Raw genomic sequence first — 25,662 nt, 5'->3', positions numbered from 1 at the left:
GTGTTTAGTCCTCGAGATAATCCACGAGTGAGGCCGCTAGGCCCACGTAGGTCGCGGGGGTGAGGGCGAGGAGTCGTTCGCGCTCCTCCTCGGGCAGATCGAGGGAGGTGATGAATGCGCGCATCGCCTCGCCGTCGACGCGCTTTCCACGCGTGAGGTCCTTGAGGCGTTCGTACGGCGAGTCCATGCCGTCGACGCCCTGGATGCTGAGCGTGCGCATGACGGACTGGACGGCTTCGCCGAGGACCTCCCAGTTCGCGTCGAGGTCGCGAGCCATCTGCTCAGCATCGGTGTCGAGGCCGGCGAGGCCGCGCTTGAGGTTGGAGATCGCGAGGAGCGAGTGCCCGAAGGCGGGGGCGATGTTGCGCTGCGTGGTCGAGTCGGTGAGGTCACGCTGGAGGCGCGAGGTCACGAGCGTCTGGGCAAGGACGTCGAAGAGGGCTCCCGAGATTTCGAGGTTGGCCTCGGCGTTCTCGAAACGGATCGGGTTGACCTTGTGGGGCATGGTCGAGCTTCCCGTTCCACCCTGGGCGCTCAGACGCTGGCGGAAGTAGCCGAGGGAGATATAGGTCCACATGTCGGTTGCGAGGTTGTGGAGGATGCGGCCCGCGCGTGCGACGTCCGCGTAGATTTCCGCTTGCCAGTCGTGGCTCTCGATCTGGGTCGTGAGCGGGTTCCAGGTGAGACCGAGGTGTTCGACGAAGCTTCTCGCGACTTCGGGCCAGTTGGTTTCGGGAACGGAGATGGCGTGCGCGGCCCACGTGCCGGTCGCGCCGTTGATCTTGCCAAGGATCTCGTCGGTTTCGAGGCGGGCGATTTGCCGCTTCAGGCGGTAGGCGAATACCGCGAGTTCCTTGCCGAGCGTCGTGGGGGTTGCGGCCTGGCCATGGGTGCGGCTCAGCATGGGGATCCCGGCGCACTCGCGCGCGAGATTTTCGAGATCGGCGGTGAGGCTGGCGAGGGCGGGAAGCCACACGTCTTCGAGGGCACCCTTCACCATGAGGGCGTAGGAGAGGTTGTTGATGTCTTCGCTCGTGCAGTAGATGTGCACGATTTCGGCGAGGGGCTCGAGGCTTGTGCCCGCGAGGCGGCGCTTGATGTAGTACTCGACGGCCTTGACGTCGTGCACGGTTTCACGCTCGATTTCGGCGTGCTCGGCGATGCCTTCGGCGCCGAAGTCTTCGGGGATTCGGCGAATAAGGGCGCGTTCGTCGTCCGTGAGGGACCGCAGGCCCGGGATCGCGCCCTTATCGAGGAGGTGGATCATCCACTCGGTTTCTACGACGATGCGAGTGCGGTTGAGGGCGGCTTCGCTCAGGTGGTCCACGAGCGGGGCAACCTGGGCGCGGTAGCGGCCGTCGAGCGGGGTGAGCGGAAGGGCGGGGTCGATATCACTGAGGCGCATGCAGCCATTTTGGCACGGACCGCGCGCGGATGCCCCCCTGCACGTACCATTCCTGCATGGCTGAAAACATTCACGTGCGCAGCGCGCTCGAGTCGATTCCCTCCTACGTTCCGGGCAAGCCCGCCCCGGCCGACGCGTTCAAGGTGAGTTCGAACGAGTCGCCATTCGAGCCGCTCCCCGAGATTCGCGCCGCGCTCGAGAATGAGCTCGTGGGGCTCAACCGCTACCCCGACATGGCGGCGACCACGCTCCGCGGGCTCCTCGCGGCCGAGCACGGAGTCGGCCCCGCTCAGATTCACGTGTCAACGGGAGCTTCGGCTGTTCTCGGTGACCTCGTGCGCGCGCTCGCGGACCAAGGCGATGAGGTGATTTTCCCGTGGCGCAGCTTCGAGGCCTACCCGATCCTTGTGCAGTCGCACGGCGCCGTGGCCGTCCCTATTCCCCTTACGGCGCGCGAGGAGCACGACCTCGAAGCGATCGCTTCGGCCGTCACGGAACGCACCCGCCTGATTCTCCTGTGCTCACCGAACAACCCGACGGGTACGGTGCTCGAGGAGGTAGAGCTCGAGACCTTCCTCGCACGCATCCCCGATCGCGTCACGGTCGCGCTCGACGAGGCCTACGTCGAGTTTGCCGATCCCGAGGTGCGCGCGGATTCAGCGCGGCTCTTTGAGAGGTTCGACAACCTCGTGCGCGTGCGCACGTTCTCGAAGGTGCACGGCATCGCGGGGCTGCGCCTGGGCTACGCGATCGCGCATCCTCGCCTCGCCGAAGCCCTCGACAAGGTGGCGATCCCGTTTGGCGCCTCGAGTCTCGCGCAAATCGCCGCGTGCGTGGCGCTCGAGGAACCGGCCCGCACGGAACTCGCCGCGCGAGTCGAGTGGATCCGCGGGGAGCGCTCGCGCGTGGAGAGCGCACTCGAGGGCCTGGACCTCGGCTGCGCGCGCGTTCCTTCGCACGGCAACTTTGTGTATCTCCCGCTCGGTGAGCGTACGGGGGAGTTCGTGCAGTTCGCGCTCGAGCGGGGACTCGTGGTGCGGGGTTACGGGTCCGACGGTTGCCGGGTGACGATCGCGGAAGAGGCCGCAAACGCGCGCTTTATTGACATTGCGGAGGCGTGGCAGGACCAGAAAGGCTGAAACCTACGCCACCGTAGGTTAGGCTTGGGGCCGTGAGTGTTTTCCAGACAGCGATACCGACCCCCGCCTCGAGTGAACCGACGCTCCAGCTCCTTTCGCCCGACGGCACGCGCACGCCGAACCACGAGCTCGACGCCGTGCTCGCCCATCTCGACTTTGATGACCTGCGCGGTTTCTACCGCGACATGGTGATCGTGCGCGCCGCCGATCACGAGGCGACAGCCCTTCAACGCCAGGGTCAGCTTGGTCTCTGGGCGAGCGCCGTTGGCCAGGAGGCCGCGCAAATCGGTGCGGGCCACGCCGCCCGTGCCCACGACTACCTCGTGCCGACCTACCGCGAGCACGGCGTCGCGTGGGCGCGCGGCATCGAGCCGTGGAAGCTCCTCGAGGTGTGGCGCGGCATCAATCACTGCGGCTGGGACCCCCGCGAACTCATGACGCACCCGTACATGATTGTGCTCGGCGCACAAGCACCCCAGGCCGTGGGCTACGCGATGGGCATTACGCGCGACGGTGCGTGCGGCACGGGCGATCCCGAGGTCGACACGGCGGTTCTCGCGCTCTTCGGCGATGGCGCGAGCTCCGAGGGCGAGGTGTCCGAGGCTTTTACGTGGGCCGCGAGCTTTGAAGCGCCGATCGTGTTTTTCACCCAGAACAATCAGTGGGCAATCTCGACCGCGACGAGCGTGCAAACGCGCGTTCCGCTCGCGCAGCGCAGCCGCGGCTGGGGCATCCCTTCGGTGCGCGTTGACGGCAACGACGTGCTCGCGAGCTACGCCGTGAGCCGTCTCGCGCTCGATGCCGCGCGCGGGGGTGAGGGGCCGCGCTTCATCGAAGCCCTCACTTATCGCATGAACGCGCACACGACGAGTGATGAGCCGCGCATTTACCGCGATGAAGATGAAGAGAAGCACTGGGCGACCCTCGATCCGATCGCGCGTTTCGAGGCGTACTTGCGGCGCGAGGACCAGCTCGATGACGCCTTCGTGGAGCGCTGCAAGGATGAGGGCCACGACCTTTCGATGAGCCTCCACCACCACATTCACGCCCTCGAGGATCCGGACCCGATCCAGATTTTCGACCACGTGTACGTGGACGAGCATCCCCTCGTGGCCGAGGAGCGTACCGAGTACATCCGCTACATCGAACAGTTCGAAGAGGAGGGCGAGGGCAAGTGAGCATCGAAAAGCTCCCGATCGCCCGCGCGATCAACCTGGGGATCCGCGATGCGATGCGCGCGGACGAGAAGGTCATGCTCATGGGCGAGGACGTCGCCCGGCTCGGCGGCGTGTTCCGCGTAACGCAGGGTCTGCTCGACGAATTTGGCGAGTTGCGCATCGTGGACACCCCACTCGGTGAGGCCGGTATCGTGGGCTCCGCCGTGGGTCTCGCGTATCGCGGCTACCGGCCAATCTGCGAGATCCAGTTCGATGGTTTCGTGTTCCCCGCCTACAACCAGATCACGACCCAGCTCGCGAAAACCCACTACCGCACCGAGGGCCGCGTCCGCATGCCCGTCGTCATCCGTATCCCCTACGGCGGAGGGATTGGCGCGGTCGAGCACCACTCGGAGAGCCCCGAGGCCCTCTTCGCCCACACGGCTGGCCTGCGCATTCTCACGCCGTCGAACGCGAACGACGCCTACTGGCTTACGCGCCAGGCGATCGAATCCGACGACCCCGTGATCATGTTCGAGCCGAAGCGGCGCTACTGGGTCAAGGGCGAAGTGGACACCGAGAACCGGCCCGCGCTCAAGCACTTTGAGGCGAACGTTGTCCGCGAGGGGGCGGATCTCACGCTCGTCGCATGGGGTCCGACGGTTCCCGTCGCCCTCGAGGCAGCCCAAGCGGCGGAGGACGACGGCCTCTCGCTCGAAGTCATCGACCTGCGCAGCCTCAACCCGATCGATTTCGATCGAATCCAGGCCTCCGTGACGAAGACGGGCCGTCTCGTGATTGTGCACGAGGCCCCCGTGTTCGGTGGCCTTGGCGGCGAGATCGCGGCGCGCATCACCGAACGCTGCTTCTATAGCCTGGAGGCACCCGTCATGCGCGTGGGTGGCTATCACACGCCGTATCCGCCGGCGCGCATGGAACACACGTACCTGCCTGATCTTGAGCGCGTGCTTGACGCCGTCGACCGCTCCCTCGAACACTGATTCCCGAGTACTGACCCACCCGAAAGGTTCCCTCATGAGCAGCATCACGCAGATTTGCCTCACCGATCCCGGCGAGGGCCTCACCGAGGCGGAAATCATTGAGATCAAGGTCAAGGAGGGGGATCGGGTCGAGATTAACGATCCCGTTGTCACGGTCGAGACCGCGAAGAGCGCGGTTGAGCTTCCCTCGCACGTCGCGGGCATCGTCGCGAAGGTTCACGTTAAAGAGGGCGATGAACTGAACGTGGGCGAGCCCATGTTTGACATTGAAACCGCACCGGGGGCCGAGCAGGCGTCGGAACCCGAGACTCCCGAAAGTGCCGCCGAAAACGCCGACACCACCGAACCTACGGGCGCTTCGGAGGACACCGCAGATGCCGAGCCGAAGACCCTCGTCGGTTACGGCGCGCGTGAAACACCGACCCCGCGCCGGAAGAAGCGCGCAATCGCGCAAGGTGCCTCCGAGCCCCAGGTGCCGATCGATCGGATCCTCGCGAAGCCGCCCGTGCGTAAACTCGCGAAAGACCTCGGCGTTGCCCTCCACGAGGTGCTCGCGACCGGTCGCGGGGGGGTCGTGACCCGCCAAGACGTCATTGCCGCCTCGCAACGTTCGCTCGAACAGCACCCTGCGCAGAGTCCTGAACAGTCCGGAAGCTTCTTCCCGGGAGAGGAAAAGCAGGCGCCCGAAAACCTTGCGGGGCAAATGAAGACCCCGAAAAGCCAGCCGTTCCCGGGCGTCACGAGCGACGAACAGACCACCCGCGTGCCGATCCGCAGCGTGCGCAAGCGCACCGCGGAGGCAATGGTGAGCTCGGCGTTTACCGCACCGCACGTCACGGTGTTCAACGAGGTCGACATGACCGAAACGCTCGAGCTCCTCGACACGCTCAAGAAGAGCCGCGAGTGGAAAGATGTCAAGATCTCCCCGCTCGTCGTGCTCGCCAAGGCGCTGCTCGTGGCGATTCGCCGCAATCCCGAGGTCAATGCCTCGTGGGATGAGGAGAACCAGGAAATCGTCTACAAGCACTTCGTGAACCTCGGTATCGCCGCGGCGACTCCGCGCGGGCTCATCGTGCCGAACATCAAGGACGCCCATCTGCTCACGCTGCGCGAGCTTGCCGTGAGCATCAACGACCTTGCCCAAACGGCGCGCGCGGGCCAGACGCCGCTCTCGGCGACGCGCAACGGTACGATCACAATCACAAACTTCGGCGTTTTCGGTATCGATTCCGGGACGCCGATCCTCAATCCCGGCGAGTCGGTCATCCTTGGCTTCGGCGCGATCAAGGACAAGCCGTGGGTTGTGGACGGCGAGATCACCTCTCGCAAGGTGTGTTCGCTCGCGCTGAGTTTCGACCACCGCCTCATCGACGGGGCGCTCGGCTCCGAGCTTCTGCGTGATGTCTCTGCCGTTCTCGAGAATCCGAGCCTCGGGCTCGTCTGGGGCTGACGTACGCTAGAGCGGTGATGGACGAAGAAGGACTCGAGAGCCCCCGCCGCGAGGATCCACTCATGCGAACGGCCGAATTTGCGGCCGTCACGAGCACGGAAACCACGGCGATGCGTATCGTGCGCGCCCAACCTCAATCGCTGCCGTTTCACAAGGGCGTTGCGTGGGTCGCCCTCGGCGGAGCCGTAGGTGCAGTCGTGCGTTACGGCTTGTCCGTCATCCTCCCCACGACAACGACGCTCACGCTCGTCGATCTCCCATGGGGCACACTTGTCGCGAATTTCCTCGGGTGCCTGATCCTCGGCGCGCTCACGGGGTACTGGGACGAGCGACCCCCGAAGCGCACGCAATACACACTCGTTCTCGGTCCGGGCTTGTGCGGCGGATTCACGACGATGAGCACATTCACGAGTGAGATCGCCGCGATCATCGGCGCGGGCTTCCCCCTCGAGGCGTTGAAGTACGTGACCGTGAGCGTCCTCATGTGTGTGCTCGCGGTCGTGGTGGGGCTCATGGCGGGTAACCGCGTGGGTGCGATGAACAATCCTGAGGATGTTGAGGAAGGTGAGCAGTCACCATGATCGCCTTCATCGTCGCGCTCGGGGCTGCATTCGGGGCAGCTGCACGCTACGGCCTCACTTTCGTGCCCGCTTTGTGGCAGGCTTCCAGTGCCAACAAGGAGCCCTCGCCGATCCCGTGGCCGACGTTCGTCGCCAACGTCGTCGCCTCTTTTCTCCTCGCGATCGTGCTGCGTCGCCTCGGCGGCAATACCGACCTCGTCGCCTCGAGCCTCGCGGCGCTGTTTGGTGCTGGCTTTTGTGGGGCGCTCTCGACCATGTCGACTTTCATGCTCGAAATCGTGATGCTCGTGCGCTCGCGCGCGACGGTAACCGCCCTTGGTTACTACGCGCTGAGTCTCGGCTCGGCACTCGCAGCATTCTGGCTTGGCATCGTGGTGACCGCGTGAGCCGTGCGCACACGCGCGCGGTCCTTGCCGCGCTTCTGATCACGTGCGTGGCCCTCGGAGGTGCTGCGGTTCTCGCGCTCGCCGGTGCACGCTACGCGGTGGGGGACGCAGAAATCCTTCTCGTGAACGCCGGGAGGGTCACCGAGGCATTGCTCCCCGTGAGTGCGGCGCTTGCCGCAGCCGCAGGAGCGCTCACCCTCGGCGGGGCGATCCTTGCGGGCTGGCTTCTTGATGATGACCCGCCCGAGCCTTGCACGTGGACGGTGCACGCGAGGGAGCGCGCCATGACTTTCGCGTTCGCGAGCGCGATCGCGTGGACATTCCTGCTCATCGTGCAGTTCATCCTCGCGTATTCGCTATCTTCTGGACAGCCGCTCTTTACGGCCCACTTCGGTTCCGACATTGGGGTGTTTGCCGCGAGTGACCTCGGCGTATGGAACATCACCGCGATCATTGCGGCGGCCCTCGCGAGCGCGGTCGGAGTCTCGGGGACCGGCAAACTCACGGCGCGCGCCACAACACTCACGGCTCTCGGGGCGATCGTTGCCAAAGCGATGACGGGGCACGCTGCGGGAAGTGTGAGCCATGAAAGCGCGACGAGCTCGATGTTTTTCCACCTCCTCGCCTTCTCGGCGTGGGTCGGGCCGCTTCTCGTACTCCAATTTCTGCCCGGGCTCGGCCCCGGGGATGAGCCCGCGATGCGCCGCACGATCGGGCGCTTTTCCTCCCTCGCGCTCGTCGCGTGGATCGGCCTCGCAGGCTCGGGCATGCTCGCGATTCTCGCGCGCCTGAGCACTCTCAGCGAGCTCATCACCCACCCCTACGGACAACTCGGCCTCGTCAAACTGGTGCTGCTCCTTGCACTCGGCGTGTGCGGCTATGCCCAGCGGCGCGTGCTCGCGCGGCGTGCATCCCTTGCCCGCTCGGGCTTCCGCGAACTCGCTCTCTTTGAAATTCTCCTCATGGGCGCCGCGCTCGGCATCGCCGCCGCGATGTCGAGCGCGCCCCCGCCCGCGCAAGACATCTCGCCGCCTGCTACTCCCGCAGGGATCCTCACGACCTATGCGCTGCCTCCCGATCCACGAAGCCTTGCCGTTCTCACACAGATCAGGCCCGATATTTTCGCGATAGGCGCGTCGATCCTCGCCCTCACGTGGTTTCTCATGCGCGGCGTGGCGCGCGGCGTTCACGCCGCCAAACAGCGCTGGATCATTCTCGCGCTCGTGCTCTACCCTCTCCTTGCCTCGAGTGCGCTCGCGGTCTATTCACGCGTACTCTTCAGTGCGCACCTTGCGCTCGCGCTTAGTCTCTTTGTGCTTCCTGGCACCGCCCTCGCGCTCGGGGCAAGCGACGCCTTCGTCGAGCGGGTTCGAGATGCGCTTGGCAAGCGTCGGATCCTCGCCTACGGGCTTGCGCTCGTGCCCGCGCTCACCCTCGCGTGCGCATACCTCGTGCCGCCAATCATGCGCAGGCTGCTCGAATCCCATCCCGCGAACCTCGGTCTCGACCTCGCGATGATTGCGTGCGGTGCCCTCATTGCGGTGCTCGCCCGTGCGGGAGAGAGGTGGGCTCTCTTTCCTGGTACGGTCGCCCTCGTGGGCGTGCTGGTATGGATCGCGCTCACGCCGTATGCGATCGCACCGAGCTGGTTCGGTGCGACGGGACGAACGTGGTTCGCTGATACGCTTCGCGACCAGCATGTGGGAGCGGGTATCGCCGCGGCGCTGATGGCGATCTACGGCGCGGTGGTCTTCGCTCGTGCCGTGCTTACTTCTCGAAGATTGCCCGCGCGGTCGTGAGGCGCGCGAGGAGCCGCTCGCGATCGGTGAGCGGTAGGCGGATCGGCTGATCCTCCGGCAGCAAGTCGAGGGCGTTCTGCGCGGCCCACGGCGAATCCTCCGCAATGCGGGATGAACGCATCGCGGTACGCACACGAGAGGCTACGCCAGAGACCGCACCTCGAATGCCAGCTCCGCTCTGCTTAGGGGCGGTGCGTCGCACGTCGGCATCGGCCCGTGACTTGAGCTTTTCGAAGCGCGCGAGCGCAGGCGAAGCGGACCCAGATTCGAGTTCGTCGAGGAGCTCCTTCATTGCGTAGGCCGCGATGTCCGCCTGTTGCGTGAGGATCGGCGTGACGCCTCCGAGCACGCGTACCTGGCCGAGCACGGCGAGGTCGCGGCGCGAACGGGGGAATGCGCCGAGGAAAAGATCACTCGTGTACGCGGGTTCGAGGTAGTCAACTCCGGGTTCGTACCCGGTTGCGAACACGATCAGATCGAAGCGCGTAAGAGGCAGGTGCGCGCCATCCTGGAGAACCTCGATGCGACGCTCGTTCACAAGCTTGAGGAGTGAGTCCGAGACGATCGGCTCATCCTCCATGACTGAAACTTCCGGCTTCGGCAGGCCCACATTTTCGGGGCGGCCGATCCCACGCTCAAGAAGTTTTTCGGCGACGGTGTCGTTGAAGGTGCGACCGAGGAAGGTCGGCTCAAGGCGTGCAAGCGAGTCGCCGGCGAAAGGACCCCACGTGCGCGGGACAACCCAGTGGGCCTCGGTGGGATGGAGGGCGACGCGGCGGTTCGCTTTCGCAAGCTCAACGGCGATGTCAGCGGCCTCTTGATTACCGCCGATAACAAGCACGTTCTTTTCGCTCGTCTCTTCGGCACCAAGGTAATTCTTCGAGTGGATCGTGCGGACACCCGATTCGCGGGCTTCGTGCCAAAGCGGCGGCAGGAACGGCCGCTGCGAAACTCCGTGTGCGGCGATGATGCCCGCGTAGGGCCTTACTTCGCCGGAGGAGAAATCGACCTCCCACTGTCCCTCGCCGAACGAGCGGGCACTGCGCACTGCCTTGTTCGGCTCAAAGTGCTCCGTGAGACCGTGGTGGGAAGCGTAGGCGCGAAGGTAGGTCGCGTATTCGTCGGTGGAGGGAAACGAAGGGAAGCCCACGGGCATGCGTAAATCTTCGAATTGCGTGTGCGACTTCGACGTCGCGAGCTTCATGCTTGGCCACGTTGGGGCATCCTCGTTCGCGACGTTCCACACGCCACCTACGTGGTTTTGCGCATCCACCAGATCGAACTCCACCCCGAGCGAGGAAAGGGCGGCGGCAGCCGCGAGACCCGAGGGGCCGGCTCCGATCACGAGAACGGATCCGCGTGTGAGTGCAGTCATGGCGGGGGTTTGCCTTCCAGAACGACGCAAGATTAACGTTCCACATGTTAGGGCGCTCGAGTGCACAAAAGCTGTGATGGAAGCGGTCTCCTTTCAGGGCTGCTGCGTATGGTGGAGACACTATGAGCGACTACTCAAAGCCACTCTCACCCAGCCTTGCGCCCTTCCAAGAAACGTTCGGCACCTTCACCCCCGAAGCGATCGTTTTCGATTGCGACGGCGTTCTCCTCAATACTCAGAGCCTATGGGAAGAAACCCAGGTCGAGTACCTTGAGGCACGAGCGCTCGCGATGAGCGAGGATCGCCGCCGCTGGCTCGTAGGCCGCGACGTGATCGACGTCGTCGTCGCCATTGCGGAGCTCACGGGGGAGAAGCCCGAAGAGGTCGGCGAGGCCCTCAAGAAGATCTACTTCGCGAAGCTTGCCGAAGGCATCCCCGTGCTCCCTGGAGCGGCCGAGCTCCTCGAGGCGGCGAGTTCGCGCATCCCCGTTGCGGTCGCGTCCAACAGCAACCGCACCCCGCTCGTGAGTGAACTTGCCGACGTCGGTCTCCTTCCCTACATCGACCACGTTGTCTCTCTCGACGACGTCCCGAACCCCAAGCCGGACCCTGATATCTATCTGCGCGCGTGCGAGTTGCTCGGCGTCGCCCCCGAACGGACCCTCGCGATCGAAGACTCGGAAACGGGCGCGAAGGCGGCATCGATGGCCGGGTGTCGACTCATCGTCGCTCCCACAATTCCTGGGCAGCAGCCCGAGGGCGAGCTCGAGATCGAGGCGATCGGCGATGCGGGTCTTCGCGAGTGGGTCGCCACCTGGCCCGATCGCCGCGAAGGCTATTCGCCCGTGTACAACACGCTCGGGCTCGTGCGCCATGAGATTCCCGAAGCGATCGTGACTGATTGCGACGGCCTCCTTCTCGATACCGAAGCACTCTGGACCGAGACCCAGCTCAAGGTCCTCTACGACGCGGGAGTAAGCCCCTCCGAAGAGGACCTCGGCACGCTCATGGGCACGACCCTCGAGCAAACCGCCGAAATTCTCGGAGACATGACCGGCCAGGATCCCGTCCACGTGCAGAAGCTCGTAACCGACGACTTCCAGGCGCGGCTCGGAAGTCATGTCCCCGTTATGCCGGGCGCGCGAGAATTTCTTGAGCTCGCCTCGACCAAGGTGCCGATCGCGGTCGCCTCGAACTCGTGGCAAGAAATTCTCGAGAAGAAACTCACGGGCGCTGGGCTCATCGGATATTTTGAGAGCCTCCAAAGCGCGAGTACCGTCGGAAATCCTAAGCCCGCCCCCGACATGTACGAGGCCGGCGCGAAAGCACTCGGGAGCGAACCGTCCCGGTGTCTCGCGTTTGAGGACTCGCCGCTTGGGGCGCGTGCCGCGAAAGCCGCGGGCCTCACCCTCATCGGAATTCCCTCGACGGGGCAGCCGATCGACGTGGCGGACGTGACGCTCTCCTCCCTGAGCGATCCCGACCTCCTCGCGTGGGTGAAGAGCTGGCCAAACCGAAAGCAGGACTGACATGACGAGCGAGAACTTCCGAGAAACCGCACGCCCTCGCGCTTCCGAGCTGCTTGGCCGCGGGTGGCTCAATATAGGCGGGGTCGATCTGAGCCTCGAGGATTTGCGCGGTAAGATCGTGATCCTCGACTTTTGGACGTTTTGCTGCGTGAACTGCCTGCACGTGCTCGACGAACTCCGCCCCCTTGAGGAGAAATGGTCGCAAGAGGTCGTTGTGATCGGCGTGCATTCCCCGAAATTCACGTTTGAGCGCGACCGCGACGCTCTTGTCGCGAACATCAATCGCTACGGCGTTGAACATCCTGTGCTCGACGACCCCGACCTGCGCACGTGGAGCGAATACGGCGCGAAGGCTTGGCCGACCCTCATGGTTCTCGACACGCACGGTCGTATCGCCGCGTCGATGTCGGGCGAGGGGCATGCGGCGAACCTCGACGGGATCGTCGCGCGGCTCGTGAGCGAGGGGGAGTCCGACGGCAGCCTCGTGCGTGGCGATGCCCCAACCGTGCTCGAGCAATCCGAGCTCCATACGTTGCGCTTCCCCTCGAAGGGCGGGCTTTTGCCCGATGGGCGCATCATCGTGAGCGACGCGGGGCAGAATCGACTCGTGGTGTTCGAAGCCGATGGCGTCACCGTCGATGAAATCATCGGCTCGGGCGAGCGCGGTTGGGCTGACGGCTCCGCGGCCGAGGCACAGTTCTCGCAGCCGAACGGCATCGCAGTGCTCCCGCCCGAGATCGCCGACCAGGTTGGCTACGACCTCGTGATCGCCGACACCGGCAATCACCGTTTGCGCGGTGTGCAGCTTGGCAGGCGTCGGCTCTTGCGCCCCCGCATTGAAAGTCACGTGTTTACTCTCGCCGGCAATGGCGAACAGTGGATGCAGGGCCAGGCGTTGCCGACCGGTACGGGCACTCCGATCCAGTTTGCCCTTTCGACCCCGTGGGATGTGGAGTGGGACGACGTCTCCGGGCAGATCGTGATCGCGATGGCGGGGATCCACCAGATGTGGACCTACCGGCCTGCGGCCCTCAATGACGACGGCGAGTTCGTGGATGTGGGCGCCCTCGAGGTGCTCGCGGGCACAACCCAGGAGGGGCTCGTGGACGGGGCGCTCGTGCGCTCGTGGTGGGCGCAGCCCTCGGGCGTCACGGTCGATGCGAATGGGACGGTTTTCGTTGCCGATGCGGAAACGAGCGCGGTGCGGGTGATCGCCGCGGACCGCGGCGAAGTCTCGACTCTCGTTGGTGAGGGGCTCTTCGACTTCGGACACGTGGATGGGCCACTCGAGAAGGCGAGGTTGCAGCATCCGCTCGGCATCACGGTCCTTGTTGACGGCCGCCTCGCGGTTGCTGACACCTATAACGGCGCGGTGCGCATCATCGACCCGATCCACGATTCTGTGGTGACGGTCGCGACGGGGCTCTCGGAGCCGAGTGATCTCATCGTCGTTGACCCGATCGATGGACTCGCGCAACTCATCGTCGTCGAATCCGGCGCTCACAGGCTCACGTGGATCTCCATCTCGCCCGCCGCCGAGCAGATTATCGACGAAGGTGCCCAGCGGACCGAACGGCCCACGACTGCCGTTTCGAACAAGGTACCACTCACGGTGGAGGTCGCGTTCACCCCGCCGGAGGGCCACAAACTCGACGACTCATTCGGGCCGTCGACCCAGGTCAGCATTTCCACGACACCCGCCGCGATGCTCGTGAGTGGCGGGGGAACCTCGAGCGATCTCGTGCGCGAGATCGAGCTCGATCCCAGCTATGCGGAAGGAGTTATCCACGTGAATGCTCGCGCAGCTTCGTGCGATGCCGATCCGACCATCGAATTCCCTGCGTGCCACATGCACCAGCAAGACTGGGGCGTGCCCGTCAAACTTACCGAGAAGGGTACGCGCACGCTCCTCCTCTCCCTTCTCGCATGAGCGCCTTCGTACTCGGAGCCGACACCGGCTGGATGCTCGTCGCGGCCGCAGTTCTTTCGCTCATTGCTCTCGCCCACCCGTGGGTGTGGCTCGCGCGCGGCGATGCTGGCGTCGATGAACGCGCGCCTCGCATTGGCGCGCTCGTGACCGCGGCTTCGCACTCTGCCCTGTGGGGAGGCTTCGGCGCCGGAATCCTCGTGGGGCTCGCGCCAGGAGATGCCGGTGACCGGCTTTTGCGCGGCGGATCCGTGTTTATAGGCAGCATCCTCGCCGTTGTCATTGCGGCGCTCGGCGCGCTTCTCGTGGCACGCGCGAGCGGGGCTGCTCAAGGATCGAGCGCAGGGGAGGAGCCCTCCGAAAGGTCGCATTTTTCGCGTTCGCGGGCGCTTCCTGGAAGCGTGCGAGGTATTGGCGTAGCAGCGACCGCGCTCATGCTCATCGCCCTTGTCGTCGTCAAGCACGCCGACGCGGGCCCCCTTCTGCTTCTGGTCGCACTCGGCCTCGCAATTGGCGCAGCTGCGTTGCGCTCCGGTGTCGCACTATCCTCGCTCGGAGAAACGGGCGCGCGAATCGATGTCGGCGCGCTCGAACGATCGCATGCGCGAGATGACGCCCCCGTCCCGAGTCTCGCGCCGCGACTCGCCCGCGGTCCGCTCCGCGCGGTTGACTCAGCTGCACTTGCCGCCCTTCTCAGTGGTGCGATCATGACGCTTGGCGTGCCCATCGTGGGGCTCGCGGGAATTGTGTCCGCCCTGCTCCTTCTCTGCGGCGCTCTCGCGGCGCTCATCGCCTCGTGCTTCGTGCCCGCCGGGGAGACGCGCTCCTCGCACCTCGTCAGTGCAGCGCTCACGGGGATCATCCCTCTAGCGCTGGTCGGTTCCGTGCTTAGTTTGTGGCTCCCTGCAAGCTATTCGAAGCTTCGCATGGCTGAAGTGGGTCTCGGAAACTTCAACGACCCGCTTCTTGTGTCGCTCTTCGTCGACTCGAGCACGCAGCAGGCGCCCAGTTCGCTTCCGCGCGACGAGGTTGAACCGCTCATCGAGAAGATCCTCGCGCAGTTCTCGGATTTCTACGCCAACGTGGGGGACGCTCCCGAAGCGCAAAGCGTCGTCGACACCATCATGCTGCACGGGATCAACCCTTCCTTCGCCACTGGTCTCGCGCTCGTTGTTGGGGGCGCTCTCACGCTTTTTGCGGGTCTCGCGATCGTGTGGCCACACGTGCGCACGGAAACTGCCATGACGGGTGGCAGTCAGCGCGGGATCGTTGCGGCGCGCTTCGGCCGCATAAGCCCGTCGTCCGTAGGACTCGGTTCGGGCCGAACGTTCGCCGCGCTTGCCGTATGGGTGCTGCTCGGCATCGCCGCCGCTTGGGCGCTCGCCACGGCCGCCGCGGGCATCGCCTACCTCGGCTACTACTTGCTCGCGCTCGCTGTCGCCGGCGCCGCGGTGATGTGGGGCGGTTTCTCGGCGCTCGCGGGTACCACGGGTGACCCTCGTGGGGCCGACGAAGGCGTGGCAAGCGTCGGACTCCCATCTTCCGGACGCTCCCGCACCACCGCCAAGCGCTCAGGTGACGCCACGCCCGCACATACGCACGCCGATTTTTCCGCCGAGCATTCCTCTCACGAGGCCCTCGCCGGTGCATTCCTCACGTTCCTGGCGAGCGCTGCGGCGCTTCCGCTCGTTGCGCCGATTACGGGCGCGGTGCGCGCGGCGCCGAAACAAGGTGAGCTGTGGGCCGACAGGCAGTTGCGTGCGTTGAGCATCGATTCGCCAACAGTTGTGCTCGGTTTTGCCTTCGGCGTTGCCGCAGTTCTTGTCGTTGCCGCGTTCGTCGCGACGCCCACTCGGGCCGTGCTCGCCAATGTCGTGACGGAAGCGCGCGTTGCGCTCACCGAGGTGCAACGCGGCCGAGCGGGGGCTGAGGGCCCCGAGGATTCTGGCGATGAAGTGGTCTTTGAGGGGCTTGAGAGCGCGCTTCGGCGCACGTCGGCAATCGCTGTGATGTGCGCACTGCTGGCCCCTGCCTTGTGCGGCTTCGGGCTCGGTGCGGCCTCGCTTCCCGCTTTTGCTGTCGGTGTTGTGGTGACATCCGGTGTCGTTGCGGCCGCGGCGCACATGCGCGTTGCCTCAAGTGAAGCGGCCCTCACCAGAGTTGAGCAGGGTGCGGCCGGTGGCATGGACTCACTCGCGTATTCGAACGTGCTGACGGAGGTATCGGAGGCGCGGGCGCGCTTAGCGTTGGTGTTTTCGCTATCCGGCGCTTCAGGTTTTGGCGTCATCGCAGTGCTCATGACGCTTGCGGCCGCGCCCGCGGTTGTCTCGCTCACGGGTGACGACGCGACGCATCCTCTCGTGCGGGTCATCATCGTGGTTGCGGCACTCATGGTGCTGGTCGTTCCAATCGTGCTTTCGCGAGGGCTCGAGCAGGTCGACCTTGCCGACAATCTGCGAGATGCGACCGATCGGGATGACCAGGATTCCCGCGTCTCGAACACGTCGCGCGGGAAAGCTGCGAGTGTGCAGGCACAGTCGAAGAAATTGGCGACGAGCTCGAAGCGTGGCGCGGCTGGTGGCAATGCGCCCAAAACCTCAAACAGGCGCGACGGCCATGGGGCGTTAGACGACCGCGATGAATCTCGCGAATCGGATGAACCCAGCGCAGAACTTCCCGAAACGTCTGACGCCGAGGACGATCTCCCCGATTCCGGCGATCTTGGCGACGACATCTTTGGCAAGCCTGAAACGTCGAAGAAGAAGCAAGGCCGGGGGAAACGAAAGTAAGGCGCGCGCTCGCACGGACCTATTCCCATTTTCGCGTGAGCTCTCGTTCGCGCGTTCGTTAGCTCGATCCGGCTGCTTTCGAAAGCTGGGTCTCACACCCGACTGCTGGGTTCGCAAACTTGGATGCTGGGCTGCATTCTCTCCCGGTCCGGTTCGCCTCGGCGCGTTTTTCGTTACTTTCCTTCCTTCTTTCCTAACTGCGGCGTTCTTCGTCGTTCATCTGGTTTTTCAGGTGTCGTATCTGGGGGTGGTGCTGGTGTAGGTGCGGCCTGTTGGGGTGGTCCAGGTGGTGGTTGTGGTGTCGGGGTTGGTTGTGTGGGTTGTGTTTGTGGTGTCGGGTTGGTGTGGGTTGGTGTTGGTGTTTGTTTTGTTGGTGTGGGTGACGGTGAGGGCTTCTTTGGCGAGGTTGCATCGGGTGCAGAGGCCTTGGGCGTTGGTGAGGTTTGTGGGGCCGCCTTGGGCGTGGCGGTGGATGTGGTCGATGGTGGTGATGGGTGCGTCGCAGTAGGGGCCGCGGCAGGTGCGGTCCCTGAGCCTCACGAGTTCAGCGAGGGCTTTGGGGAAGAGTCTGGAGCGGGAGTCCATGGCGAGGACTTCCCCTGTCGCGGCACTGGTGAAGATTCGTTTGTATTTGACGAGGACGTCGTTGTCGAGAAGTTCGTTGAGGTAGTCGAAGCCAGTTTTCGCGGTGATGGGCCCGGCTTCGGGAATATAGCCGCTGGAAGTATCGGGGTTGACGGGCACGAGCAGCCCGATCTCGAACCTGCGGGCACGACCTGACCCCCGAACACCCAAAGCAGTGTGCCCGGTTTCTATGTTTGCTGTCGGTTTCCCGGTGTCGGCTCTTTGCTCGATGCCTGTTTCTTTGTGTGGGGTGTTGGGTGGTGGATCGGGGTTCGTGTTTTCCCTGTTCTCGTTGTTGTTGTGTGGGTGGGGTAGTGGTGTCCAGGGATCTGTGGTGACGCCGGGTGCGGTGGTGGCGGGTGCGAAGTATGTGGCGGGGTGGTCGGGTCTTGTGTTGAGGAGGGTTTCGACGAGGGCGTCGATGGCGAGATTGTGTTTGGTGTGTGCTGGTGGTTGGTAGTGGCGCCGCCACGCCCCAGCACGGGCCACCACGCGCACCTCTGGTGGCCCGTTGGTGTTGTTCGTGATTGTGAGGCGGAGTTTTTCCTGCTCGAGCTTGGTGAGGAAGTCTTTGGCTTTGCTGCGGGCGGCATTGTCGGCTTCTTCCAGCTCGAGTTCGTTGATCCTGGTGGATTTTGTGGGGCGAGTGAAGATGCCGGGTTGTGGGGTGGGGTGTGTTTCGGTGAGGTGGTTGAGGGTGAAGTCGCCTTGTGCGAGAAGCGTGTGGAGTTTGGTGGTGGTGTGTTGGGCGTGGTTGTCGGCTTCTTTTTTGGCGGTGGTGATTTCGTGTTGGTGGAGAGTGTTGTAGGCGTGGGTGGCGTGGGTGTTGAGTAGGTCGTGGATTCTTTTGGCGTCGAGGGTGCGCATGGTGAGGGTGAGGCTGCTCATCCCGTTACGCAGGGTTCTCAGGGTGAGGCGGCGTTTGGTGAATGCTTTCTTTTCCCGCTCCAGCGCAGTCGCCGGGTCGAGGGAGAGTAGTGCGTTACTGGTGAAGGCGCGCCAGTGTGTTTTCCCGGCGTGTGGGGAACGCTCCAACTCCCGCGCGATCGGGTGGTCTAGTTGTTGGGCGTGGATGCTGGTGGCATCACGCAGACTGGTCGTGATCGCGTGGGTTTCGTTGATCGAGATCCGGCCCGCCTCGAGGTTCGCCAGGAGCATCGGCAAGTTCTTCGTGAGCATCCGTGCGCGGGCAATCTCGACACTTGTCGCGTAGGGGGATTGTTTGAGGATCAACGACACCTCATGCGCGAGAGCACGACGCGCCGCAAACACCCGTGCTCGGTCCTTATCACTGAGCGAATCCACACCATCAGAAGGATCCAGACCACCATCTTCCGCGTTTTCGGTGCCGGCGGTGTGCTCTTTGCCGTTGAGGTGACCGATGCCGTCGGTTTCGTCAAGCTCGGTAAGAATATGTGCTTTGACTGCTTCAGTCAGTTCCGCAATCCGCGTGAGTGACTCCAACACATCCAAACGCGTAAGCAAATCCTGCCCATCAAGAACACGCGCAGGCGTCGTTGCTGGATGCGCCACCGTCTCACCCGGAGAAACCCCAGACGAAGATGCCGTGAGTGCAGGCGGTGAAGCCTGCGAAGGTAGCGTGGCCGCCGGGACCACAGCTGGATCATGTGCCGAGGCCCGGTGAGCGGGAGCGGTGGGGAAGGCGTTGAGCATGCCCGAAAGCGAAGCCTGCCAACCCTCAGAACGAGCGAGAAGAAGGTTCAAAATATCCGTGCGGGTCGTGACCGCATCGAATCGCTCGCTGTCAGCAGTAGCGCTATTCATGGTGGCTGCGCCCGCGGCAGTGGCAGTGTGCTCGAGTATCGGTGCATTCATAGCTCCTGAAATCCCCCTTCCTCTAAAGATGGCCCTCATATCGAGAGTTCGTGTTGTTCATTGATGCCTCGAGCCTAGAAGAAGGGTGAGACATTTAAACTCGCCCACCCCCAAAAAGAACCCCGCTGTCAGCCCAGAGAATGTGGATAACCAGCAACCACAGAATTCGCGCGTGTGGAAAACCGGAAATGTTTGTGGATAAAAACGGATTGTGGAGCACCAGCCACCACACAAACCCCCGCTCCAAGAAACACCACAAACCGAAACCGCCTATACGGGTGTTGATAAACCGACCCCGAAAAACAACAGAGTGAGGGGCATCACAAAGGTCAAGAAGGGGGGGCGAAAGAGGAGGAAGAGGAAAGTCAGGGACGAACGCACGCGATCGGCATCGCCACATTCGCGTCGCTAGTCGAGCAGACCCTCCTCGCGTGCCCGCGCGAGCGCCGCCGTACGGCTCGACACCCCAAGCTTTCCGTAGAGCCGCGCGAGGTGCGTCTTGATGGTTGTGGGGGAGAGGAAGAGCTCCTCACTGATTTCTCGATTGCTCAAGCCTCGGTCGAGAGCCAAAAGCACGTCTCGTTCGCGTCCCGTGAGCGTAATGCGGTCCTTGCGCATCTCACTCAGCAACTTGTTGGCAACGACGGGCGCGAGCACCACCTCTCCACTCGCTGCCCGTCGCACCGCACTCGCAAGCTCCGCCGGCGCGGAATCCTTCAAAAGGTAACCCTGAGCGCCAGCCTCGACTGCAGCGAGAATCTCGGAATCGTCGTCGTAGTTCGTGAGCACGAGGATGCGCGGCAGATCCCCGCTAGAGCGAATCGCGCGAATCGCCTGCACCCCGCTCATGCCGCCATCGGCAAATCGCAAGTCCATGGTCACGAGATCGATGTCGCCCTCACGCACTCTCTCGACCGCCTCCTCGGCGCTCGGCGCTTCGGCCACGACCGTGAACTCGTCGTGGCTCTCGAACACGGCGCGCAAGCCCGCGCGCACAACGGGGTGGTCGTCGGCGATCAGGATGGAAATCATGCGTGGGCTCCTTGCTCGGTGAAAAAGGAGAGGGGAAGAGAAGCGAGATCAGCTTGTCGGATTCGTGGGGTCCGACGGTGCTGTGGGCACAGGGATTGTCACGCTTATGAGCGTGCCCTCCCCTGGGGCCGCGATGATGGCGGCATTTCCGCCAAGCTCACGGGAGCGTTGCACAACGAACCCTAATCCGTAGCCGCCGTTATCTCCGCGAGAGCCGAGGAGCGCCTCGTCGACGTCGAAGCCAAGGCCATCGTCTTCAATATCGACGTGGAGCTCAGCGCCCTCGGCGAACGCACGCACGTCGATTCGCGAGGCATGCGCATGTTCAAGTGCGTTTGCGAGCGAGGATTGCACGATGCGCACGAGGCTCGTTGCCGTCGTCATGTCGAGCTCCGGGAGCTCGGGTGCAACGCTGCACTCGATCACCGGGGCGGATTCACCTGGGCCCGCTACCGCCCTCGATCGCGCGGTTTCAGCGACGCGCACGAGGGCCGCCTCGAGTCTCGTGGAGCCCGATCCTTTGGGCGTGAGGTGCGTGATCGCGTTTCGAATCTCGCTCAAGGCTTCCGAGGTGGCGTCGGAAGCGGAACGCACATGCTCGAGCGCGCCCGCGCTTTCACCTGCCCCGAGTGCCTCTTCCGCGAGCCCGAGCCGCAAGACCACGCTCGAAAGCGATTGGGCTGTCGTGTCGTGAAGATCGCGCCCGAGACGTTCGCGCTCGGCGATGCGAGCTTTCTCGCGTTCCGAGTCGACGAGCTGGCCCTGCGCGTCGCGGAGTTCAGCAATCACGGCGTTCTTTTGGAGTGCCTCGGAGCGCATCGCCCTATACATGTGCATGAACGCGAGCATGAGCACGGCGATGAGGAGCGGCCCCACGATCGTGCCCGTGGAAGCTCCGTGGTGGAAAACCTGGCCTGCGATCGTGAAGGCAGTGAGGCCGAGCGTCACGAACGACCCGGTGCGTTCGGGCAGTAGCCACTGGGAGGTGCCGATGAGTGCGAAGAGGAAGTAGGTCGCATGGGGCGTCTTTGCGATGACCATCGCCCACGCTGAGGCGAGCACCGCGATGTACACGAGGGGGCGCCATGAAAAAACTGTTGACGGTTCCGCGCGAATATCGCCCACGCGCATAAGCCACACACCGCCCGCGAGCATGACGAAAAGCGTCACGAGGCTGAAAAGCACGACGCTCGTGGTGTGTGGCGCAGAGGTGACGACGCTTTCGATGACGGGGATCGCAAGGAGCGCGCACGCGAGCGAGGCGGCACCTGCGACGTACGAGGTGCGGGCTGAGGTGGGCATGTCTTCGATCCTAATTCCCACACCCGAAGGGCTGTTCCTCCAAAAGGATGAACGAAGCAGGTACCGGCGGGAGGTACCGGCGAATGGGGCCAGATCGCACAGTAGAGGCATCATCAACCGCGTATAAGGAGTTCACCTCATGTTTTTGGCTGTTCGTGACTTGCGCTTCGCGAAAGGACGCTTCGGCCTCATCGTCGCCGTCGTCGCCCTCATGACGTTCCTCGTGACGTTCCTCGCCGGCCTCACCGGCGGCCTCGCGATGCAGAACATCTCCGCCATGCTTTCGCTGAACCCCGACAAGGTCGTCCTTTCGGTCGACGACGGTGAGAAGGAAGAGTTCTCGAACTCCACCATCGATAAGGAGCAGTACAAAGCGTGGGCCGCGAAGGCCGGAGATGATGCGGTAACCCCGCTCGGCATCTCGAGCGCGCTCCTCGACACCGGCAAGAAAACCGAGTCGGTGGTACTCATGGCCGAGCCCACTGGTGCTGACGAACGGATCCCCGAAGCTGGAAAGCTCGTGCTCGGCGAAACCGTCGCCGACTCTCTCGGCGTGAAAGCCGGTGACACCGTCGACGTTGCGGGTGGGCCCCTCACGATCGACCGCGTGATGAGCGACGAATTCCATTCGCACCGCCCAGTCGCGTTCACGAGCCTCGACACGTGGCACGACTACCTCGAGCGCACACACCAACCGCAGGACTTTGCGAGTGCGCTTCTCGTGGGGGCGAACGGGGCCGACGGTTCTTCGGCGCTCAGCGACAACGACATCACCACGCTCGATAGCGACCAGTCCACGACAACGAAGGACCTCTACCCGTCGCTTCTCGCGATCGGCTCGTTCCGCTCCGAGATCGGTTCGCTCGCGATGATGATCGCGCTCCTCGTCGTGATCTCGACCCTCGTGATCGGCGTGTTCTTCCTCGTGTGGTCGATGCAGCGCCAGCGCGACATCGCCGTCCTCAAGGCGATCGGCGCACGCACGGGCTGGCTCGCGGGCGATTCACTGTGGCAGACCCTCATCGTGCTCGGCATGGGCTCACTTATCGGCGTAGGCCTCACCGCGGGGCTTGGCGCGCTTGCCGCGAACGCCATGCCGTTCGTCATGAACGTGCTCACGCTCGTGGGTGTCCCCGCTCTCATGCTTCTCGCGGGTCTCGTGGGCTCGCTCGTGTCGGTCCGCACCATCACGAAGGTGGATCCGACGAAGGCCCTGCAAGCGTCGGCGACCTAACTTCGCACGTCGCACCCGCGCCCCCGCACCCACACTTTGATGGATAGGACGAAAGCCATGCTGAACCTCACCGACATCACCCTCACCTACCCCGATGGTGGCTCGAGCGTCACCGCGATCAACCACGCGAACCTCACCGTGAAGCCCGGCGAGTTTGCCGCCGTGACCGGCCCTTCCGGCTCCGGCAAATCCAGCCTTCTGACGGTCGCCGCGACCCTCACGAGCCCCGATTCGGGAAACGTGCAGATCGCCGGGATCGAAACGACGTCGCTCAACCAGAAAGAGAAGACAGCGGTGCGCCGCGATCACGTGGGCATCGTGTTCCAGTCGCCGAACCTCATCCCGTCGCTCACCGTCGCCGAGCAACTTGAGATTGTCGCGCGCCTCGGCGCGGGCACCTTCAAGGGCATCTCGAAGAAGGAACGCAAGGAGCGCATCGAGTCGGCGCTCGACGCCGTCGGCATGCTCGACCGCGCGCATCACCGCCCAGGTGCTCTCTCGGGCGGGCAGAGGCAAAGGGTGAATATTGCGCGCGCGATCATCCACCAGCCCGAGGTGCTTCTTGTTGACGAGCCGACGAGCGCCCTCGATCAGGAACGGTCGCAGGCGATCATCGAGCTGCTCGCGGAGACGACGCACAAGCGCGACCTCGCAACGGTCGTCGTGACCCACGCCCAGGAGCAGCTCGCAGAGTTCGATTCGGTGTATCGGATGGTTGACGGCGTGCTGAGTGCGGATGGTGATGCGGGCAAGGCAAACGTCGGAACTGGCTCCCACGCCCACACGCACGCGAAAACACCCGAATACGTTTGAGAAAACTCCTTTAAGGGCCGCCCTATGGTTCCCGATATCGGGACCAAGGGGCGGCCTTTTTCGATGTGACGGAGGTAACGTGAGAGGTGGGAACGCCGGGCGAGAGCGCCCTCGCTCGACGCGACATATCGACACCAACAACGCCGTGCATAGTCGTGAATGAGGAGCAGTCATGAGCCAGAAATACCCCGAACTTTTCTCCCCAACCGTGATCGGCTCGATCCCCGTCAAGAATCGTTACGCTATGGGACCCATGGGGCCGCTCGGTTTTGGTGACGCCAACGGCGGCTGGAACCAGCGAGGCATCGAATACTACTCGGCCCGCGCGAAGGGCGGCATTGGCCTGATCATTACCGGTGTGTGCCAGGTCGTGAACGCCGCCGAGAAACTTCCCGGCGGGCTCATGCCAAACCCGAGCCTTAACCCCGGCGTGTTTCTCTCAACCTCGCGCGAGCTCGTCGAACGCGTGCACGCCTTCGATTCGAAGATTGTGCTCCAGGCCGGTGCGGGCTTCGGCCGCGTGCTCGTGCCCGCCGCGGTTCCCCCGGGGCAGAGCCCCGCCGCACCGAGCGCGATTCCCTACATGTGGGATCCGAGCATCACGTGCCGCGAAATGACGAAAGACGAGATCAAGCAGATCGTGAAGCAATTCGCGATCACTGCGCAGATCGCGAAGCAAGCCGGTTACGACGGCATCCAAGTGCACGCCGTTCACGAGGGCTACCTCCTCGACCAGTTCGCGATCGAGTTTTACAACCGCCGCACTGACGAATACGGTGGCTCGCTCGAGAATAGATTGCGCTTCGCGCGTGAGATCGTGGAGATGATCCACCACGTCGCGGGCGATGACTTCCCCGTGCAGCTGCGCTACTCCGTGCGGTCCATGGTTAAGGACTTCAACGACGGCGCCCTGCCCGGCGAGGAATTCGAGGAGAAGGGCCGCGACTTCGAGGAAGGCGTCGAGGCCGCGAAGCTCTTGCACTCCTACGGCTACGAAACGCTCGATGTTGACCAGGGCACGTACGATTCGTGGTTCTGGAATCACCCGCCGATGTATCAGGAAAAAGGCATGTACATGCCCGATGTGAAGCGCCTCAAGGATGCTGCCCCCGAGATCCCGATCATCATGGCCGGCCGCATGGATAACCCTGAGCTCGCGCACAAGGCGATCACGGAAGGCTATTGCGACATGATCTCGCTCGCCAGGCCGACGCTTGCCGACGCCGACATCGTCAACAAGCTCGAAGCGGGTAAGCCCGAAACGGTCCGCCCGTGTATCTCGTGTCAGGAAGGCTGTATTGGTCGCATCGCGAGCTATCTCTCGATCCGCTGTGCGGTGAACCCGCAAGCGGGCCGCGAGAGCGATGCGGTGCTTTTGCCAACGCCGCGCCACCGCGCGAAGAAAGTCATGATTGTGGGTGGTGGCCTCGCGGGTCTTGAATCAGCACGCGTGCTTGCCGAACGCGAGCATACGCCCGTCTTGTATGAGGAAAGCGACCGTCTCGGCGGGGTTGTGATCGCCGGTGGCCAACCAAGCTTCAAGGAAGACGACCTCGCGCTCATCGCGTGGTACGAGCAAGAACTCGAGGCGCTCGGAGTCGAGGTGCATCTCAACACCGAGGTCACGCCCGACATGATCAAGAGCGGCGACTGGGACCACGTGCTCGTGGCAACCGGGTCGAACCCGCGGATGCTCGATCTTGGTGACGCGACAGAGGTCGTTGAGGCGACCGATGCCCTGCTCGCTCAAGATGACTTGGGCAAGAAGGTTGTCGTCATCGGCGGTGGTCTCACGGGCTGTGAGCTCGCACTTTCGCTCGTGGAGAAGGGGCGCGAGGTCACGATCGTCGAGGTTGAGAAGGATCTGCTCGCGAAGAACGGTCCGTTGTGCCACGCCAACCACGACATGCTCCACAAGCTCGTGCCGTACCGCGGCATCGAGGTTCTCACGGAAGCGTCGGCTATTCGCACGACAGACAAGGGCCTGCTCGTGAAGGTTGACGGCGAAGAGCGTGACCTCGAGGCCGATTCGGTGGTGTCCGCGATTGGCTACGTGCGCGATAGTGAGATGTGGGAAACGATCACGGATGTGAATATCCCGAAGAACATCCTCGGTGATGCGCGCAAGATCTCGAACATCCAGTACGCGATTTGGGATGCGTACGAGGTGGCTTCGAAGCTCTAGCTTCCTCTTCCTTTGTGAATTCCAGAGGGTTTGTGGGGGTTATTTCGGTCGTGAGGGCCGGAATAACCCCCACAACGTCTATGCAATTCGGTGAAGTT

General features: G+C 63.8%; 19 protein-coding genes. 14 read left to right on the top strand and 5 right to left on the bottom strand.

Annotation, left to right across the window (positions count from 1 at the left end; genetic code table 11):
• Positions 1-4 precede the first annotated feature (4 nt).
• Positions 5-1,405 carry an adenylosuccinate lyase gene (purB, locus tag M3B90_RS08110; protein WP_259889723.1) on the bottom strand — a complete coding sequence of 467 codons (1,401 nt, stop codon included), beginning with the start codon at positions 1,403-1,405 and terminating at the stop codon, positions 5-7.
• 56 nt (positions 1,406-1,461) lie between these two features.
• Here purB and M3B90_RS08105 point away from each other — a divergent pair, with 56 nt between their 5' ends.
• From M3B90_RS08105 to M3B90_RS08075, 7 genes are read left to right on the top strand one after another with little or no spacing between them, the layout of a single operon-like run.
• Entirely contained in the window at positions 1,462-2,544 is a 1,083-nt protein-coding gene (locus tag M3B90_RS08105) for a histidinol-phosphate transaminase (RefSeq protein ID WP_259889722.1), read from the top strand.
• Positions 2,545-2,576: 32 nt separating this feature from the next.
• Positions 2,577-3,722: a thiamine pyrophosphate-dependent enzyme gene (locus tag M3B90_RS08100; RefSeq protein WP_259889720.1), complete on the top strand. Its 1,146-nt coding sequence runs from the start codon at positions 2,577-2,579 to the stop codon at positions 3,720-3,722.
• A complete protein-coding gene (locus M3B90_RS08095; protein ID WP_259889719.1) occupies positions 3,719-4,702 on the top strand; it encodes an alpha-ketoacid dehydrogenase subunit beta in 984 nt (327 codons plus the stop codon). Before M3B90_RS08100 ends, M3B90_RS08095 begins: the two co-directional genes overlap by 4 nt.
• A 34-nt stretch (positions 4,703-4,736) precedes the next feature.
• Entirely contained in the window at positions 4,737-6,152 is a 1,416-nt protein-coding gene (locus tag M3B90_RS08090) for a dihydrolipoamide acetyltransferase family protein (protein ID WP_259889717.1), read from the top strand.
• A 17-nt stretch (positions 6,153-6,169) separates the two neighbouring features.
• Positions 6,170-6,733 (top strand): fluoride efflux transporter CrcB, encoded by a 564-nt coding sequence (crcB, locus tag M3B90_RS08085; protein WP_259889768.1) that lies wholly within the window; start codon positions 6,170-6,172, stop codon positions 6,731-6,733.
• Positions 6,730-7,119: a CrcB family protein gene (locus tag M3B90_RS08080; RefSeq protein WP_259889714.1), complete on the top strand. Its 390-nt coding sequence runs from the start codon at positions 6,730-6,732 to the stop codon at positions 7,117-7,119. Before crcB ends, M3B90_RS08080 begins: the two co-directional genes overlap by 4 nt.
• Entirely contained in the window at positions 7,116-8,918 is a 1,803-nt protein-coding gene (locus tag M3B90_RS08075) for a CopD family protein (RefSeq protein WP_259889712.1), read from the top strand. The genes M3B90_RS08080 and M3B90_RS08075 overlap by 4 nt, the downstream gene beginning before the upstream one ends.
• Here M3B90_RS08075 and M3B90_RS08070 read toward each other — a convergent pair.
• On the bottom strand, positions 8,887-10,293 hold the full coding sequence (locus M3B90_RS08070) for an NAD(P)-binding domain-containing protein (RefSeq protein WP_259889710.1): 1,407 nt from the start codon (positions 10,291-10,293) through the stop codon (positions 8,887-8,889). The genes M3B90_RS08075 and M3B90_RS08070 overlap by 32 nt on opposite strands.
• Before the next feature lie 122 nt (positions 10,294-10,415).
• Here M3B90_RS08070 and M3B90_RS08065 point away from each other — a divergent pair, with 122 nt between their 5' ends.
• The 3 genes from M3B90_RS08065 to M3B90_RS08055 are packed head-to-tail and all read left to right on the top strand — an operon-like array spanning position 10,416 to position 16,538.
• The gene (locus M3B90_RS08065; protein ID WP_259889709.1) at positions 10,416-11,822 is read left to right on the top strand and encodes an HAD family phosphatase; all 1,407 of its coding nucleotides are present in this window, start codon (positions 10,416-10,418) and stop codon (positions 11,820-11,822) included.
• Between the two features lies 1 nt (position 11,823).
• On the top strand, positions 11,824-13,752 hold the full coding sequence (locus tag M3B90_RS08060; protein ID WP_259889707.1) for a thioredoxin-like domain-containing protein: 1,929 nt from the start codon (positions 11,824-11,826) through the stop codon (positions 13,750-13,752).
• The gene (locus tag M3B90_RS08055; protein ID WP_259889705.1) at positions 13,749-16,538 is read left to right on the top strand and encodes a hypothetical protein; all 2,790 of its coding nucleotides are present in this window, start codon (positions 13,749-13,751) and stop codon (positions 16,536-16,538) included. The genes M3B90_RS08060 and M3B90_RS08055 overlap by 4 nt, the downstream gene beginning before the upstream one ends.
• Before the next feature lie 228 nt (positions 16,539-16,766).
• On the opposite strand, the gene M3B90_RS08050 is transcribed toward M3B90_RS08055, so the two are convergent.
• Positions 16,767-18,401 carry an HNH endonuclease gene (locus M3B90_RS08050; protein ID WP_259889767.1) on the bottom strand — a complete coding sequence of 545 codons (1,635 nt, stop codon included), beginning with the start codon at positions 18,399-18,401 and terminating at the stop codon, positions 16,767-16,769.
• A gap of 3 nt (positions 18,402-18,404) precedes the next feature.
• Between M3B90_RS08050 and M3B90_RS08045 the strand changes: the two genes are divergently transcribed.
• A complete protein-coding gene (locus M3B90_RS08045) occupies positions 18,405-18,620 on the top strand; it encodes a hypothetical protein (RefSeq protein ID WP_259889770.1) in 216 nt (71 codons plus the stop codon).
• Between the two features lie 786 nt (positions 18,621-19,406).
• Here the strand turns inward: M3B90_RS08045 and M3B90_RS08040 are convergent.
• Both M3B90_RS08040 and M3B90_RS08035 read right to left on the bottom strand, forming a co-directional pair.
• A complete protein-coding gene (locus M3B90_RS08040; RefSeq protein WP_259889704.1) occupies positions 19,407-20,030 on the bottom strand; it encodes a response regulator transcription factor in 624 nt (207 codons plus the stop codon).
• A 48-nt stretch (positions 20,031-20,078) separates the two neighbouring features.
• Positions 20,079-21,332 (bottom strand): sensor histidine kinase, encoded by a 1,254-nt coding sequence (locus M3B90_RS08035; RefSeq protein ID WP_259889703.1) that lies wholly within the window; start codon positions 21,330-21,332, stop codon positions 20,079-20,081.
• A gap of 139 nt (positions 21,333-21,471) precedes the next feature.
• Between M3B90_RS08035 and M3B90_RS08030 the strand changes: the two genes are divergently transcribed.
• The 3 genes from M3B90_RS08030 (at position 21,472) to M3B90_RS08020 (ending at position 25,564) form a co-directional block, all read left to right on the top strand.
• Positions 21,472-22,566: an ABC transporter permease gene (locus M3B90_RS08030; protein WP_259889702.1), complete on the top strand. Its 1,095-nt coding sequence runs from the start codon at positions 21,472-21,474 to the stop codon at positions 22,564-22,566.
• 57 nt (positions 22,567-22,623) lie between these two features.
• Positions 22,624-23,379, top strand: coding sequence for an ABC transporter ATP-binding protein (locus M3B90_RS08025; RefSeq protein ID WP_259889701.1), 756 nt, complete (start codon positions 22,624-22,626; stop codon positions 23,377-23,379).
• Positions 23,380-23,551: 172 nt separating this feature from the next.
• Positions 23,552-25,564 (top strand): FAD-dependent oxidoreductase, encoded by a 2,013-nt coding sequence (locus M3B90_RS08020; RefSeq protein WP_259889700.1) that lies wholly within the window; start codon positions 23,552-23,554, stop codon positions 25,562-25,564.
• The last annotated feature ends 98 nt before the right edge of the window (positions 25,565-25,662 follow it).

The organism is Dermabacter sp. p3-SID358 (assembly GCF_025147465.1).
Taxonomy (GTDB): domain Bacteria; phylum Actinomycetota; class Actinomycetes; order Actinomycetales; family Dermabacteraceae; genus Dermabacter.
The sequence above is the reverse complement of the archived record's forward strand: the minus strand, read 5'-3'. Positions and strand labels throughout refer to the sequence as shown.